Here is a 16,070-nt window from a genome sequence, read left to right on the forward strand (position 1 = left end):
TAGGCAGAGAAAATCCAAGCAAAACAACACGTTAGACGGTATTATTAATTCGCTTGCCGCTTAAGGTTCTGTACATGTGCTGGCCTTAACCAAGTCAGCTAAATATTCCTCACCCACACCACCCTTGAAGAGTTCATCAATGGACTCGGTCAACTTTTCCAGTAACTGGAGGCAACGTCCCCAACGCCATTTTTCCAATCCAGTCACTACGATGGATGCAAAGATTGCGATCGAAGACCCAACAAAAGCAAAAAGCACGTCATTGAGCAAGCGAGAGACACTTTCGGTAACCTTGGCAGGATCCGACACATCAAAATGCATCAAACCCGACATCAAACCCAGGAAGGTGCCTACGATACCTAACCCTGTCAGTACACCTGGCAGGTGTTTGAAAACCTCGGTGCGGAGAGGCGTCTCTACAATACTAGGCACTGAGAAGAAAGTGGCAGATAGGGAGGTTGCTCGCACAGCAACTAATCGACTCTCTCCCTCAACCAATTCACTCTGTCTGTGCAGAGTGTCAGCGTATTCTTTCCATGCATGATTCATGGCCCGATATTTGGGCTCAGCAAACATGGCTGTAGCCTGTTCTAACTTTTCAGAAGCAGGTAGTTCATGCTGTATTTCTAATCCCTTGCTAGCCTGCTTTAACTTGTTCGCCACCAAAAATGATGGCCCAAGATAAAACACACAAAAAAATGCGGAAAACAAAACTACCAGACAGAACACGATGGTAGGGACAGAGCTGGGCTCAAGGTGCTTAAGCCAGTCGAACAACAAGGTGAAATTCATGCATCACTCCCGATTTTGAAGTGATGCAGTATACCAATTCCAATGAACACTTTTTTAATCGAAATCATGCAATTGGGCCCAATCGACACAAACAACTTAAGAGACTGATTTAAAAGGATTTAATATATTTATCGTTCTTGTGGTCACCCGCTCACGAATACCCCAAACTAGATGATGACCCAATGAACTCCTGAGTGATGATTCGCATTGGGCTGCCATCAACAACCCCCAGACGGAGGCGCAGACTCATGATGACTCATGTAGAGCAATCTCCCCCAACCAGCAATCTATCTGTTCTGGAGTCGCTCGGTCTACCACGTAACTGGCTAGCCGCCCATCAGCACATAGTGTCTGGTGTATCTCCTGAGATCGTCGTCAAACTGAGCAAGCTATTGGGGTCTAATACCCGAACAATTTGCCAGATGATTGGCATTAGCCGAGACACACTGAATCGCCAAATCAAACGGGGCAATCGCTTATCGACAGCTCAGGGAGATCGCGTTTACTGGGCAGCCTTAGCAGTGGACGCAGCCATATCCCTACACCGGGGAGATACTGCTAAAACGATGAGATGGCTCACCCGCTCTGCGTGGGGATTAGGTGGTGAAAAACCGGCCGATGTGATTACTACGCCTATGGGAGCGCAGGCAGTTATCGATCTTGTCGGCCGGATTAGGCATGGCATCCCCTGTTGATTAACAGTTCATACGTGACCATAAAGCACCAACAATAGGCTCATTTGGTGAGCCGATCACCCCGACCAATCGGCTCATTTGATGAGCCGATCACCTCGACCAATCGGCTCACTTGATGAGCCGATCACCTCGACCAACCGACTCACTTGATGAGCCGATGACCTCGACCAATCGACTCATTTGATGAGCCGATCACCTCGACCAATCGGCTCACTTGATGAGCCGATCAACACAACCACTCAAATCGTGGTTAGATAAGCTCTCGATTGCCTTCAATTTTCCCAAATTGATCAGGGTCTGCGGGTTGATAATCATCCGAAAACATATTCATCAACCGATGCTCCTGTCTCAGGTTGGCCAGCGCCCCAAAAAAGCAGCCTTCACATAGGTGTACCTGATATCGTTCACCATCGTGCTGCGAACCATACCCCCAGCGCGCAGCCAGCGTGCCGAACTCCTGCGTACCAATGGTGGTTGTCGTGCTGCTGCCACAGACATCGCAGAGAATATCGACGACTTGGGTGGTGGGGAAGATGGCTTCGACTTTCATGGCAATACTCCTCGTGTTGACCCCTGACAGCCGTGCCGATATCACCGGTGGCCATCAGGGTTTGGGATGCTGGGCTGCGTAAGCAGCGACAAGTCGCACAGCCAGCGCATAGCTGAGCGGTAATCTAGCTTTGTATTTCCTGAGCCAATCCGGTCTGCCAAGCGCTCTCTCCAGCGCGGACAGTGACCTTGCCTCCCCGTCCAACTGTTCGAGTTGGGCCACCAGTGCCCGGTCACGTTGTGCCCAATCCACGGAGGGGTGGTAGACAGACTGTTTGGGAGCGGGCAACTGCTGATACAGCCAGGAGCGATCATGCCGATAGAGCCAGCTGAATGCCGTTCGGCACGCCTGTTCGATGCCACCGCGACTGGCATCGACATGCTGTGCCAGGTATGTCGTCAATGTATCTCGGTGCTCACGCAGCTTACGCACGCTGCCCAGATGCCGCCGCCAATCAGACAACCCCTGATGGCTCTGAATGATGGCTTCGACCGCACCGACTGAGACGCCATGGCAATGGGCGATCTGCTGTCGGCTTACCCCCATGAACGCCTGCCGCCATATTCCCCGCGCCACCGCCGCAGTGATGCGCTGGGCTCGGTGTTCGACGGGGTGGTTGTGTCGCAACGCGAGTTGCCTGATATAACCGACACTGTAACCGGTCTGGCGGGCGACCTGACGCATGGAGAGCGGCTCTGCCAACCACCTTAGCACTGCTCGCTCGACGGCTTGCGCGTCACGCGCTGGCGGCACAGGCAACACCTGCTGCACCTCGATGGAGAAGAACTCCGCTGGGCTGCGACTCACAAACGCCATCAGCATCACATGTTTCAGGTAGTGGTGACTGCGGTCACCGTGCACCAGCCCCGAGACGTATCGATAGTTGGCCAGCCCCGGCGGCACTATTGGCGTTATATCGGCAAACAACCCCTGCCAGAACTCCGTCATGGCCTGCAACAGGGGCTGGCTACGCAGATGGCCTCGGGCCGTCAGATAGCCCTGTTGCCCGAGCCATCGCTGGTACAGCTCCGCTAGCGACTCCGTTGGCGACTGGACGCACAGATACCGATGCAGAGCGGTGATATATGTAGAAAGGTTTATTTCCTGTTCAGATGGACGCGATTGTTCACAGGGTATCTCGGGATCCGGTAGAAGCAGTTGCCGATCAATGCCTCCTGCACTGGCCGCCAGAGTTTGCAATCGCAGCGCATGCTTGGTACAGGCCGTGACCCCGTACAGTTGATGCGCCGTATGCCAATATCCACATCCTACGTCCTGTTCATCCTCTCGCAAGCAGGCGGGACACCATTTCAGGCAGACACCGCCAAAAGCCAGCTTGCTGGCCGCTTGTCCTGACAGGGCCATCAGCCCCTGCCCTTCACCCAACATCGCAGATGCCAGGGTGTCGACTTGCAGCTTGTCTCTCAACGTAAGGGCATAAAGCGGGAAACCCGTGCCATGGTGCAGCAGGTATTGTGGATCCACTCCCGCTGCCTGGGCCGTTGCCTCAATATGACCAGGTAATGACGGATGCAGACGAATGGCCGGATGATGGAACAAACGGTCACAGACGCGGTTGCGGTCACTGTAGGCCGACTGCACGAAATACTGCGAGACCCAACTGTAGGCCGACTCACCAGGGATGTACGCCGGGATTACCGAGCCCAACACAAGGTCAGCCCTCAGACCTCAGGAGCCCCATCAGATCGACGCCTGCATGCTGCAACATGAGAAGGTGGACCAAGGGGTGCAACGGATCTCGGGCTGACTGCTCATGGTAGCCCCGTGCATTACGCAGCTGAGGAGGTAATTGCCATCCCTGACCGTCCCCCTCTGAATTGGTGAAATACGCAGTGAGCGCCAGGGGATCACACTGCGCGTCCATCTGCTGAAACCACGCATTGATCGCTTTGATGCTCTTGACCGTGCGCATCGCCTCGCCCGAGATCCCCATAGCCTCTCTCACATAACCTGTGAGCGTTGACAGAGTGAGGCTGCAACCCGACTGGGCCAATGCCAGCGATGCCAACTCGATTTCACGCATCCGCTCGGTAAAATGACCATCGTATCCCCCCATCCAGTGGCCGCAGTGCGGGCAGAGGTTGTCATAGGGAGGAATGGGCAGCGCCGACAACACCATGGCTACAAAACCACAGCCAACACAGCGTCCGGATAGGCCACGTTGATGCCGATGGCAATGAAACACCCCTGGCAATTGATGGTCGCGGTGGTAATAGGGCATGCCCTGAGTATCCTGATCCTCGGCAATACAGTCTGTACACCAACGCCAGTATCGATGCTGTACATTGTTCTGACCGGTCACCCTCAACCGGAGCGGCGTGTGGCCCGTCAACGCAGACATCAACATACCCTGCTCAGGCAGGCTTAAAAACGGGGTAAGATAATGGCCGTAGCCATGTGTCTGCCAGGGCTGCGCTATCCCCTTCGCCCGAAAAATGGCATCGAGGGCCATGTCATCGGCATGAGATAATCGTTGGGGGCGAATAGGTGGACTACCCAGACCCAGCGCTTTTACCGTAGCGGTGAACGTCCCATGGATGCTCAGCACATGCATTCGACCAGCCACGGCTCCCAGATGTTCGCCCGGCAGCAACTCTAAACGATGGAGGATCATTTCGGCTGCGCCTTATCTAGGTTGTAGCCGAGTTGTCCTAACAATACTGACGGCGATAACTGATCCAGTTTTTTACGTTTCTGTACCTCAATCTGCGATGATACGGGTTTGTCGCTCAGCTCGACTTCCCCTTGAATCAGGTTCATGGCGGGCGGCGGAGCTATCTGTGTCATGACATCAGAATGACTCGCCACCGACTCCAGCATCAGCATCGGCTCAAAATCCTCAAATTTGTGGTAATCACCTTTTCTCAGTGCAGTTAACGCCGGGGTCAACACTCTAAATTCACGATTAAAAACTAAGTCCAGCGCGGCTATCGAAAGATCTTGATCCTGAGGTGCCAGGAACGTGAGATAGGCGAGCGTGGCCCTAACCAGGCTACTGGCAATTGCCGGAATGCCCGCACTCAGATAATGAATATGCCTACACAATATATCTACCGATGTTGATTGATTTTTTAGTAATTGAGTCTGGCATAGCAGGCGGATAAAGCGGTTCCAAAATGAGCTATTAGAATCGCAACTCGCCAATAACATAGATCCATTTTTGGTCACTCGCCGACCGATAGTTGTTTCACGCTCAAATAATGCTAGCGTTGCAAATGTTCCTACCAGCATGATCGGCACACCGACTCTGTTGAACAATTCCTCGACAAATTTTATCGACGTTTTTTCATTGATACTTAAAACTTCATTACGGGAGGATTTGGCTAGATTTTGGGCCTCATCAACGACTACCAACCCAACACTATGACCGATAAGAAGCTTGCGCACTATGGTAATTAACTCATTAACAGACCTATTACGGTGTTCATATGCATATGCTTGTCCGGTCACCTCATCCAGCGCCTCCAGCATATTCAACAGCAGCGCTTTTTGACCACGACGCTCGTGAATTTCTACATACAGATACGTTACCTGAGATTGATCAAGCGTATGCTCCTGCCCCTTGTGGTCGGTATAATTGAAATGTTCAATAACTTGATCAAATAGTTTCAGAATACGCCTTACCATAAATGATTTACCACGACCACTCAGTCCAATCAACAAATAACTCTGCAATACAGAATAGAGTTCCAAGCTTGATAAATATGCAACCTGATTGGGATTGGTCTTGTCTCTATCGATAGCCGTCAGTATCCGCCGTATATCTGTTCGCAGAGGATTGCGTTTATCATACCCCGCTTCAATCATGCGTCGCATGACATCATATAAACGATATGCCTCGTCTTGAACGGCATAAACATCATTCAATTGATCGATCAGGGTTCGGATATAATAACCATGAAGTGATGCATCAACACCAGTCAAATCAACATTGTTAATAAAAGGCAACTCGCTGAGTGCATAAAACTGCTGCATTGTTAATGGCTGACCCAGCGCCTCAATTAATGGGTTGTCTCGATACTGTCGATTAGGATGCATATAATAATTTGGCTGGCTCATTGTTCGTCTTCCTGAAAGGATATTACTGTCGGATCATTCAAATTTTGTTTAGATTGCAGCGATTTGGGCCGATGGATTTGATCCCGGTTGTCGACCCCAGAGAGATCGGCATAAATGGCTTGCATTTCATTATGTCGCTGCTGTACAGCCTCAATATGCTTGAGGGTTTTCATCCCTGGCTGAATGCCTTTAGCATTGGATTTTTTAAGATGGCGACTTTCTGCTCTAATCGCATCATCACATTGTTTTAAATCCATTTCCAATAATGCACGTGCATCAAATCTGCTTTCATCTAGAATAGCCAGTTGTTCTTTGACAATCGCTTGACGGCGCATGACATTGGCCCAAATTTGATTTTTATAGGCTTCGCTACGATCAGTCAAATCCAGTTGGAGGAGCTCTCCACTTTCGTCATCTCCATACCAGATATGATTAGTGCTGATATCGGTATATCGAACCTTTATTTTGAAACGACCAATATTTTTTGCTCGGTCAAGATAGCCCCTACGTACAATTTCATTACAATTATAATATAAACCTTTGAAGAACACTCCCTGAGACCTAACTGTTGCCTCTGCTTCCGGCAACAATGCGTATCGTAGGCGATTTGTTGAAACTCGTGGTTTCAATATCGCCTGCTCCATCCCCCAATCCCAAACACCACGAGATGTAAAAACCACACCATCTCGCGACATCTCAAAATTATGAGATAGGACTCTTTCCCTGTTATTGTTGGTAAATATGATACATTTTATCAGTCGAACCATAAACTGTTCATAGGTATACAAAGAATTACGGGATGCATGTTGGTCTTCTTTTTTTGGAGATTTTACAACCTTGCCAGAATCAAAGGGAATCGCTAGAGACTGAATAATATCAAAACTCTTCTCAACCGTGCCTTTCATATCACCACGATGATATGCATTAAAATTGCCTACAGTAATACCAATTTGACCGCGAAGGAGGGAAGCTATATTGCTATCAGTATTCTCTGAACCTCGGTCTAACGTTAATTCACGACAAACCTCCTGGCAGGGCCAATCAGACTCAGCTATTTCATAGCCATACTGTCTACAAAATTCGACCTTATTACTCATAGCATTAAATAATGCCTGACTGGCACCGTGCCAACAAGGACTATCAAAACCAACATGAATTCCCACAATCATTCCACTGAAACTATCAACAACACTATAGATTACAGGTCGTCCTATACTGACTAGTTCATCTTTGCTGTAGGAATATCGAATATATATATCTGCAATAGTACTATCAATTTCGTAGCGCGATGCCGGTCCTCGGAGTCCCGCTCTCGCGAGCCCGGGCTTGCCGGCGTAATCTCGATCATAATTTATACTACCTACCCGTTTTTTCAAAAACGTCAACTGATCAACATATTTAGTAAGCTGGCGCTTGAATGATTTGGGAGAAATAAGATAATTTCTGGGTAGTAACATTTTGAACGGTTCAGCAATATCCTCGTCCGGGGCTCCCATCGGGCGCAACTCTGTCGAAGCATACTCCATACAAAAATCCAAATACAACCGAGAAAGCTGGACTTCTGTCCCCGAGCGGATTTTCTTGGAGAAGAATACTATATTTTTAATGTCTTGTTGGGTAATGCCACGGTAAGATTTACCATAAATCGTTTCGCGCCCTCGTTTTGATGCAAGACAAACTTTCCCCTTTTCCAGCTCCAGGTATGTAGTAGGCAACTGGTGATTTTTGCCACATGCGAAGTAATTAGGTAATAGCGCATTTGGAATGCCACCACATCGGAAGTAGCGATTCAATTGACTAGTGACATACTTTTTACTTTTTCCTGAACGATCAATGAGTAGTTTCAAAATCCCGCTTGAGTCACCATATAGATAACGATGCCTCAGTTCATGATCGCTTATTAGGGGTTCAAGCGTAGCAAGTCCTTCATCACGTTTTTTTATCCAGCTTGGATTTAAGTTATTATCTGCTTCATAGATGATTTTTGGAAAATCATGATCTGCTATATGTCTACGCCCTTGAGAAATATCATTTTCAACTTCGTCAAGCGACAAGGTAAATGGCCGTTTCGGTGAAACGAGTAGCAATTCAGTTACAGCTAGCCGCATTGTATCCCAGCAGATATCAATGATCAGCAGCTCGGAACTATTTTTGGTATCAGACACGATCTTTTGGTTAACCCGCATTAGACCTCCGTATTACTGACAGAGGACGGTATAACTCGATTCGTTGTGTCAAATCGATATTCAAACGACCGGTATAAACCGCGTGCTGGAACAAACACTGCACCTGAAATTTATCAATATTAAGTTCATAGGCTACCTGATGAATTAACATCAGCAGCGTGGATAAAGGGGTTGCTATCATGTGGTGCCTAAACCGAACAATAACATTGGCATAAAATTCTGCCGAAACCTGAATCAGTTCAGCCTCATCAAAACATTCTCGTAGAAACTCTAAATTGTAAATAATGGTGGCGTCAAAACTCTTCTCTGTTATCAACACATGATCAATATTTTGAGTACGCCAATACTCAAGGGAAATTCGCTCTTTTGCCAATGTACGATTAACAACACGGGGGGATGTTATTTCTGGATCCAGCGCATCAGAATATTTGAAGCTATATGGACTCAATATATGCTTCCCTGCCTCCGTTTGCCGAATAATGACAAAATCCTGAGTCATAGTTTTGGCTGGGATGCGGCCACCATGATTACCTCGTTCTTTATAATTACCTGGATGGACAACGTTCAGAGAGGCAGCAATTTCTAGAGTTTGATGCAGTGGTAACGGATACTGTTCGAGAATGTCGATAACAGTTGGATCGCGTTCGAAATAGAAAAATGGTGCCCTCTCGCCACGACTCAGCAGATGATGCTCACGTCTCGTTTTGTGACTATACACAATCTGCCCCTGACCATAGGTATGGGACTGCCGCACCGTGACCCAGGGGCGATACCCCGAAGCTTTGATGTCTCGGTTATACCGTGCTGTTTTTGCGATCTCCGCATCGGTGACGATGGGCTGCTGAACCGTTTTTTGCTGCATGACTACTCCTACCTGACCTGCATACAACCTAGTAACTGGGCAGGGGGTCGTCAACCGCAATAGTGCACGTAAGGCGTTGTTTTTACTTATTTATTTTTATAAATAATAACTATCGACGCTATCATGGCAAAAATGCCACACTCAACAAAATTTCATTTTTTATATTAAAAAACATATAGTTATAAAAAATCACATAAGCATACATAATCACGAATATTTATTTTTATAAATAATAAGTAAATGTTTTTTATTCCTTTTTTGACATAAGAGGGTGGCGGATATAGAACATTATTCTGAAGCGATTGATGATTCCGCTCAGAAAAAATGTCCGTTTTTGGCTACAAAAGGCTCCATGCGAAGAGCAATCAATGCATCCACACCAAAAAATCAGCCCGGCAAGGGTGGCCTGCCGGGCTGTGGGTGACTGACGAGCTGATAACTCACGTCAACAAGCGGTTAGCCATGCCATCCAGCTTCGCTTTGGTCTTTTCCCAACCGGGCATCACCTGACCCATCAGCCGGTAAAAGTGCTCGCTGTGATTGTGCTCGGCAATATGGCAGAGCTCGTGCAGGATCACGTAATCGATACACTCGCGGGGCGCTTTGACCAGATGCGGGTTAAGCGTGATCCGGCCATTGGGGGAACAACTGCCCCACTGGGTCTGCATGGTCAGGATGCGCAGGGGCGGACGCTCGGTGACCCAGATGGCCTGATCGAGCATGGCATTGAGTCGTCTGGCAAACACCTCCCTGGCACGAGCCTTGTACCAGTCAGCGAGCAGTGCCTGGACTTTCTCGGCTCTCTTTGCGCTATCAGTGACTAGGCTCCTGACCGATACCTCCAGCTTGCCACGCAACATCTTGACCCCCTGCACCGAATCAGGGGCTTTGATCACCTTGAGCAGGTACTGTTTGCCGAGGTAATAGTGGCTCTCACCGCTGATGTACTGGCGTGGGGTGACGTGCTCCAACTGCTGGCGAAAGTCGCGTAACTGTTCGTAGATCCAGCGTCCGCGCTGCTTGACCGCTGCGAGAACCGCATCATCAGCCGTCTCACGCGGGGCCGAGACCACGACGCGGCAATCGGGATGCACCTTGATAAGCACCTTGCCGCTAGCCTGTCTCCGTTGCACCCGCTCGAAGGCGATCCGCTCATCGCCGTAGCGAAAGCTAAAGGATGGAGCTGGAGCCTGGGGCTGAGCATCGCCCTTGACCCGAATAGGCACATTCATCTGATCAGACTCCGCTCAAGCCGACTCGGGTGATCTGCACCACCATCTCGACAATCTTCTTGGCCTGCTCCATACCACTGCCGATTGCTTTGCACTCCTGGAACATACGCGGCAGCAACTGCTTGCGAATACCCGCCTCGATGTTCTGCGGGTTGATGGAGTGCTCGGCCACCGATGCATCCACGACCGTATCGATCTCAAAGGCCAGCTTTATCCACTTCTCCTGTACCTGGCTGTCGGTAATGGCGAACACCTCCGGCAGTACCTTTTTGAACACCCCAAAGTAGGCCTGCGCGTGACGATGACCGGCAAAGGCGTCAGGAAAGTCACTCAGACGCCGCTCCTGCACCTGCTCTTCGAACTCCCGAAACAGCATGTACTGCTTGAGCGGGTGCTCGAACAGCTTCTCAGCTTCCTCGATGGCCTGGCGCAGTAACTTGGAGAAGGCTTCCTGAGCGTAGGGGTCGTCGCGTAGCTCCTGCTCGATCATGCGGGTGACGCGAGTCTTGATGATGTCGGTCTCGTTACGGGTCTTGTTCTCGTTCCACTCTTCTGGCTGTTTTTGGCCCATCTTGCCGACTTCATAGAAGCCACCCGGCTCTTTGACCTCTACACCGACCACATGCTTATCCAGCAGCTTCTTCACCTGCTCGGCATATTCGTCGTAGTCAACCTTCTCACCGGCATCCTGCTGCACCAGTTGGCGCAGGCTGGAGAGCTGTTTCACCGTCTCCTTGTAGTGACGGCGATCCGCCTCGCTAAAGGCACCGTCCTCGAAGAAAGAGGCCGACTGCAACGCCACTTTCAGGCAACTGGCAAACGCCGTGAGCGCCTCGTAGAAGTCTTCTCGCACCTTGAGGTTCACATCCACCAGTTCGCCGTCCAGTTCCTCCATCTTGGGCACCAGCACTTGACGCAGTTGCTCGATATCCTGCTTGTTCTTCACCCCGGCGAAGATGCCCCACAGGGCCTGATAGAGCTGTGGCAGCCGCTTGTACTCGGTGCCCATCTGGTTGTAGAGACCTTTGAGATCGTCAACGTCATAGCCGCCTTGGGTGCGGGAAGCAAGATCCTGATACTTACCGATGGTGGTATCCAGCTCGGATAAGATGCCGCGATAGTCGATAAGCAGACCGAACTGCTTCTTCGGGTGCAGCCGGTTGACCCGCGCAATCGCCTGGATCAGGTTGTGCTCTTTGAGTGGCTTGTCGATATAGAGCACTGTGTTCTTTGGCTCATCGAAGCCGGTCAGCAACTTGTCCACCACGATCAGCAACTTGAGGTCGTCATCCTGATCGAAACGATTCACGACATGTCTGGTGTACGCCTGCTCATCCCCAGAACCAAAGAGAGCACCGACATTCTCCTTCCACCACTGGGTAACCAGCGGGGTGGTTGATTCATCGACCTCGGTGTTGCCTTCCCGGCTGTCGGGCGGACTCATCACCACCGCCGACTCGAACAATCCCGCCTCATCGAGATACTTTTTATAGAGCACCGCCGAGGCCTTGCTATCACAGGCCAGCTGGCCCTTGAGCCCCTCGACGATGTGGTTTGAAAAGTGACTGGCGATATCGAACGCAATCAGCTTGATGCGATCTTCCGCGCTGTAGATCTCGCCCTTGCGGGCAAATTTGCGTTTCAGATCGGCCTGCTGCTGCTCGTTTAACCCCTGGGTAATGCGCTCAAACCAGCTGTCGATGGCCCGCTCGTTGACCTCCAGATCGGGGATGCGCTCCTCGTAGAGCAACGGCGTCACCGTTTTGTCCTCGACTGCCCGCTGCATGGTGTAGGCATGGACGATGGGGCCAAACTTGTTGGTGGTCTTGTCATCCTTGAGCAGCGGTGTGCCGGTGAAGGCGACAAAGGCGGCATTGGGCAGCGCCTGCTTCATGCGTATGTGGTTCTCGCCCCCCTGGCTGCGGTGGCCCTCATCGATCAACACGATGAGATCCGGGCTCTTGTTGATGCACTCCGGCAACTTGGTGGCTGAATTGAACTTCTGAATAAGCGAGAAGATGATCCGCTCGCTGCCCTTACCGATCTGCTCGGCTAACCGCTTGCCCGACGTGGCCATGGCCGCCTCTTTATCTTTCTTGCCCGCGAGTTCACCGCTGGAGGCAAAGGTCTTGCTGAGCTGGCTCTCCAGATCCACCCGGTCGGTCACCACCAACAGGCGACACTGTTTCAAACTGTCGTGCAGGATCAGTGCCTTGCTGAGGAACACCATGGTGAACGACTTTCCCGAACCAGTGGTGTGCCAGATCACCCCACCTTCTCTCCCGCCATCTGGGCGTTTCTGGTTGATACGCTCGATCAACCGCTTGATGCCAAACACCTGCTGGTAACGGGCGACTATCTTGCCCGCCTTCTTGTCAAACAGGGTGAACAGGCGGGTCATCTCCAGCAGCCGCTCCGGGGAAAGCAGGCTGATGAGCAGCCGATCCTGATCGCTGACGGCCAGCTCGCCCGCCGCAACCAGGGACTGATACCAGTCGAGATCGGTGGCGGGTCTGTGGCCAAAGAGGGACGCAATCTGTTCAGGTAACAGCGGCTGGTTCTTGATGGCCGTCATCTCGCCATCACCGATGTCCTCCTCACGCCAGGCAGCCCAGAACTTCTCCGGCGTACCGCAGGTGCCATATCGCCCCTCGATACCGTTGATGGAGAGCAGCAACTGGCTGTAGGCAAACAGCAGCGGGATCTCGTCCGGGCGCTGGTTGCGCAGGCTTTGAGAGATCCCCTCCTTGATGGTCGGCCCTTTTTTGGCGTTGCCATCCGGGCGCTTGGCCTCGATCACCACCAAGGGCAAGCCATTGACGAAGCAGACGATATCCGGGCGACGCGACTCGATGCCCCCTGCGCGGGTAACCCGAAACTCTTCGGTAAAGGTAAAGCGGTTATTGTGCGGATTGTGCCAGTCAATGAGGGGGATGGTTGGGCTCACCTTCTTGCCATCAACAAACTCGGTGACGGACATGCCATAGAGCAAGTGGTTATAGAGCCGCTCGTTGGCCGCCTGCAATCCTTCATTCAGGGCCGGACTACACAGCTCGCTCACCAGATTGTCCACCGATTTGGCCGACAGTGGATAGGTCTTGCCCGCAAACACAAAGGTGCGCTCGGCCAGCACGCTGCGCAGTTGTTGGCGCAGCACCACCTGATCGGCCTTGTTATCCCTTGCGATAAGCGCCTGTTCGGGGGAGAGGAAAGTCCAGCCCAACTGGGTGAGCAGGGTCAAAGCCGGGATCTTGGCGCTGTACTCTTCCTGAAATTTAGGTGTTGACTGGGTCATCGCTGATACAGAAGTGTTCGCCACGATTATTCCTCTTGCAGAGCAGCAAAGACTTGATCCAGCCACAGGCGATCACCTTGAAGTCTTGTGCGATCATCTACGGGAATTACCGTCAATAAGTGGCTAAATGTATGAGAAATACGTAGCTTATTGCGTAACCGCCGTTTTTGATCTTCTGCGGTGCCATCCACACTCCTTGCAATGAGAATTAATTTCCGACCTTGGTTCTCTACCAGTTCACGGAAAAGCCCATTAATGTGGCTGTCGTCCTTGTTAAATCCGAAACCCACAACGACGATAGCATCAGACTCAGCATAAGCATCGAAAAGCCTGACGTACCGCCGTGACATGGCCACCGAAGTAAGAGGCTTAAGACCGCTTTGTGTCAGGATGAAAGGAACATGGATCTGACTGTTATCTACATCATCTGGGTTATCACAGGTAATGACAGCATTTTTATAAGGGTTGTAATAGTCATGCACACTGCCATTCAGATGAATTATTTCCGGCAGCGCTATGTCCATGCCACGGAAAACCTCGGCTAGCAGACTGTTGTAGTTGGCCGTACCGATGGCCGAGAATGTGTGATCTCCATCGAATGTAGCCAGGTCGTGGTAATAACCTTGAGCCGGGAGATCTTCTGCTGCTGGCGCTTGAGCACTAATGTAATCGCGGGCAATCTTGAGGAAAATAACCATGCGAGTGAACTTGGCCCACTCAGTGGATGGAGAAAATAGGTAGCGAAAATGATCATCTATCAGCTTCTGATAGTCGAGTACCGTCGTAAATAGGTTTTCCAGTACCTTTTGTGCTATTGCACAAAAGAGTGTTAGTGCTGTCGCCTCCTCGCCAATATCGAAATTTCGGTTCTCTTCCAACAACAGTTCCAAAGCTGTTGAGCCAATGCGATTGAACTCCAATCGGAACAGACCAGCAATGTCATCAAAGATAGGCAAATCATCCGGTGCCGCCTCAAACAGTTCTTGGTTCAGACGTTGTACAAGAGCTTGACCATGAGCCCCGACTAATAATTGTAAAAAGGATGAAACATACCTTTTCAAATCATCGTTGTGAGCCGATGCACGAACCACATCCAACATGGCTGAGTAATACTCAGATTCAAATAATCTTACATCTCTCGCCAATAATTCGTTAAGGCGAATATCGTGAGTGTATAAACGCTCACCTATGGTGGTGCCTGTCAGTTCTAAAAATACCCGCTCTAGTGTTGCCCTATTGATACCCAAGGCCAAAATAGCATCATCACACTCTTGATCAAAACGATTTAGACGGCAAATTATTTCGTCCCGATTGTATTCGATAGATGACTCGATAATGCTGGTAAACTCGTTACGTCCAAAAGCATAAATACTCTTACCAACATATCCTTGTGGTAGCCAGTCATTGGCATAAGGTGAACGTGAATCCAATGTACGAAGCTGGTCACGTAGTTCGGTCTTGTATTGACTTGGATCTTGACGAAAAAGGTCGATGGCGAATTTTCCACCACTAGGCAGACCATATCCGATTTCTGCTCCAGCACCAAAAAAGAAACCCAGCTTCATACTTATCACCTATTTAGTTGATTTTAACTCTACGCTTACCGGTCAGCAGTTGTTGCATCAGCGCCTGTTTCTCTTGCTTTAGGGTTGCGAGTTTTTGTTGCAAGATGGTTATTTCCCGATCAGCAACGGTCAGCACTGTGGCGATTTTTTGTTGTTCATCTAGTGATGGCAAAGGTACTTTCAGTGAGAAAAAATCTGTTGGTTTTACATTAAGTAGGCCATGAGCTCGGCCACCCTCATGTGCAATTTGTGAGAGCCCCTTATTTAGTAATCCAGATTCAAAATAGTGTTCCCAAAAATCACCATTTGCCTTGGTTGACTCAGATATTTCAAAGCAGATATACAAAGTGGTCACAACACCATCGGCGTAGCGATTGAGACGCTTAATCGCCCCCATCGGATAACCATTTGAATAGCTCTTGTTGTATGCAAACTGCCCTTTCATTAGCAAGAAGTAACCATCAAGGATGTCAGATGCGACTGATTTTTTAAAGAAATCCTCTTGACGGATTAAGCCCTGCTGTCCAGAGATAGTGACAACATTGGTACTTTTACCATCATTTTTGGTTGTCACTCTTTCAAATATTTTTGATAGCTTGTCTAGTTTCCACTCACCACAAAATCTCACACCCTTGTTATCCCGCAGGCGTTTTTTTCCGGTCAGTAGCTGCTGCATCAGCGCCTTTTTCTGCTGCTGGCTATTGGCCAGCAGTTGCTCGGTAGTGCTGATTACCCTATCAGGGTGAGAGCGTGAACATTTTGTTAAATTTCACCCAGTTTTTTGAGACCCGCATTGAGTACCGTTTCCAGATA

At 50.0% G+C, this 16,070-nt stretch carries 12 protein-coding genes and 1 pseudogene; 1 reads left to right on the forward strand and 12 read right to left on the reverse strand.

The window, feature by feature from the left end:
- Positions 1 to 60: 60 nt before the first annotated feature.
- A complete protein-coding gene (locus PG888_RS21065; RefSeq protein WP_270694298.1) occupies positions 61 to 792 on the reverse strand; it encodes a hypothetical protein in 732 nt (243 codons plus the stop codon).
- Positions 793 to 1,043: 251 nt separating this feature from the next.
- Here PG888_RS21065 and PG888_RS21070 point away from each other — a divergent pair, with 251 nt between their 5' ends.
- On the forward strand, positions 1,044 to 1,487 hold the full coding sequence (locus tag PG888_RS21070) for an antitoxin Xre/MbcA/ParS toxin-binding domain-containing protein (RefSeq protein ID WP_080630556.1): 444 nt from the start codon (positions 1,044 to 1,046) through the stop codon (positions 1,485 to 1,487).
- Between the two features lie 250 nt (positions 1,488 to 1,737).
- On the opposite strand, the gene PG888_RS21075 is transcribed toward PG888_RS21070, so the two are convergent.
- From PG888_RS21075 to PG888_RS21125, 11 genes and pseudogenes are all read right to left on the reverse strand, one after another.
- Positions 1,738 to 2,037, reverse strand: coding sequence for a hypothetical protein (locus PG888_RS21075; protein ID WP_024946124.1), 300 nt, complete (start codon positions 2,035 to 2,037; stop codon positions 1,738 to 1,740).
- Positions 2,038 to 2,091: 54 nt separating this feature from the next.
- Positions 2,092 to 2,985, reverse strand: a complete 894-nt coding sequence (locus PG888_RS21080; RefSeq protein ID WP_270694299.1) for a TnsD family Tn7-like transposition protein — start codon at positions 2,983 to 2,985, stop codon at positions 2,092 to 2,094.
- A gap of 261 nt (positions 2,986 to 3,246) precedes the next feature.
- Positions 3,247 to 3,708: pseudogene (locus tag PG888_RS21085) on the reverse strand (TniQ family protein); the annotation flags it as partial.
- 4 nt (positions 3,709 to 3,712) lie between these two features.
- Positions 3,713 to 4,672, reverse strand: coding sequence for a TniQ family protein (locus tag PG888_RS21090; protein WP_024946122.1), 960 nt, complete (start codon positions 4,670 to 4,672; stop codon positions 3,713 to 3,715).
- Positions 4,669 to 6,117: an ATP-binding protein gene (locus tag PG888_RS21095; RefSeq protein ID WP_024946121.1), complete on the reverse strand. Its 1,449-nt coding sequence runs from the start codon at positions 6,115 to 6,117 to the stop codon at positions 4,669 to 4,671. The genes PG888_RS21090 and PG888_RS21095 overlap by 4 nt, the downstream gene beginning before the upstream one ends.
- Positions 6,114 to 8,282, reverse strand: a complete 2,169-nt coding sequence (locus PG888_RS21100) for a transposase (protein ID WP_240184649.1) — start codon at positions 8,280 to 8,282, stop codon at positions 6,114 to 6,116. Before PG888_RS21100 ends, PG888_RS21095 begins: the two co-directional genes overlap by 4 nt.
- A 10-nt stretch (positions 8,283 to 8,292) precedes the next feature.
- Entirely contained in the window at positions 8,293 to 9,165 is an 873-nt protein-coding gene (locus tag PG888_RS21105) for a TnsA endonuclease N-terminal domain-containing protein (RefSeq protein ID WP_024946119.1), read from the reverse strand.
- A 440-nt stretch (positions 9,166 to 9,605) separates the two neighbouring features.
- Entirely contained in the window at positions 9,606 to 10,397 is a 792-nt protein-coding gene (locus PG888_RS21110) for a M48 family metallopeptidase (protein ID WP_024946118.1), read from the reverse strand.
- A 4-nt stretch (positions 10,398 to 10,401) separates the two neighbouring features.
- The gene (locus PG888_RS21115; RefSeq protein ID WP_240184648.1) at positions 10,402 to 13,716 is read right to left on the reverse strand and encodes a type I restriction endonuclease subunit R; all 3,315 of its coding nucleotides are present in this window, start codon (positions 13,714 to 13,716) and stop codon (positions 10,402 to 10,404) included.
- A gap of 2 nt (positions 13,717 to 13,718) precedes the next feature.
- The gene (locus PG888_RS21120) at positions 13,719 to 15,257 is read right to left on the reverse strand and encodes a hypothetical protein (RefSeq protein WP_024946116.1); all 1,539 of its coding nucleotides are present in this window, start codon (positions 15,255 to 15,257) and stop codon (positions 13,719 to 13,721) included.
- Positions 15,258 to 15,270: 13 nt separating this feature from the next.
- Entirely contained in the window at positions 15,271 to 15,933 is a 663-nt protein-coding gene (locus PG888_RS21125) for a restriction endonuclease subunit S (RefSeq protein ID WP_270694296.1), read from the reverse strand.
- Positions 15,934 to 16,070: the final 137 nt, after the last annotated feature.

Origin of the sequence: Aeromonas sp. QDB23 (assembly GCF_027707745.1) — a bacterium.
Lineage (GTDB): Bacteria > Pseudomonadota > Gammaproteobacteria > Enterobacterales > Aeromonadaceae > Aeromonas > Aeromonas allosaccharophila.

Bases quoted from the DNA above. Each gene is read 5' to 3' on its own strand.
- PG888_RS21095 (WP_024946121.1), bottom strand. From the start codon at position 6,117: ATGAGCCAGCCAAATTATTATATGCATCCTAATCGACAGTATCGAGAC.
- PG888_RS21110 (WP_024946118.1), bottom strand. From the start codon at position 10,397: ATGAATGTGCCTATTCGGGTCAAGGGCGATGCTCAGCCCCAGGCTCCA.
- PG888_RS21075 (WP_024946124.1), bottom strand. From the start codon at position 2,037: ATGAAAGTCGAAGCCATCTTCCCCACCACCCAAGTCGTCGATATTCTC.
- PG888_RS21120 (WP_024946116.1), bottom strand. From the start codon at position 15,257: ATGAAGCTGGGTTTCTTTTTTGGTGCTGGAGCAGAAATCGGATATGGT.
- PG888_RS21105 (WP_024946119.1), bottom strand. From the start codon at position 9,165: ATGCAGCAAAAAACGGTTCAGCAGCCCATCGTCACCGATGCGGAGATC.
- PG888_RS21125 (WP_270694296.1), bottom strand. From the start codon at position 15,933: ATGCAGCAGCTACTGACCGGAAAAAAACGCCTGCGGGATAACAAGGGT.
- PG888_RS21065 (WP_270694298.1), bottom strand. From the start codon at position 792: ATGAATTTCACCTTGTTGTTCGACTGGCTTAAGCACCTTGAGCCCAGC.
- PG888_RS21080 (WP_270694299.1), bottom strand. From the start codon at position 2,985: ATGACGGAGTTCTGGCAGGGGTTGTTTGCCGATATAACGCCAATAGTG.
- PG888_RS21090 (WP_024946122.1), bottom strand. From the start codon at position 4,672: ATGATCCTCCATCGTTTAGAGTTGCTGCCGGGCGAACATCTGGGAGCC.
- PG888_RS21070 (WP_080630556.1), top strand. From the start codon at position 1,044: ATGACTCATGTAGAGCAATCTCCCCCAACCAGCAATCTATCTGTTCTG.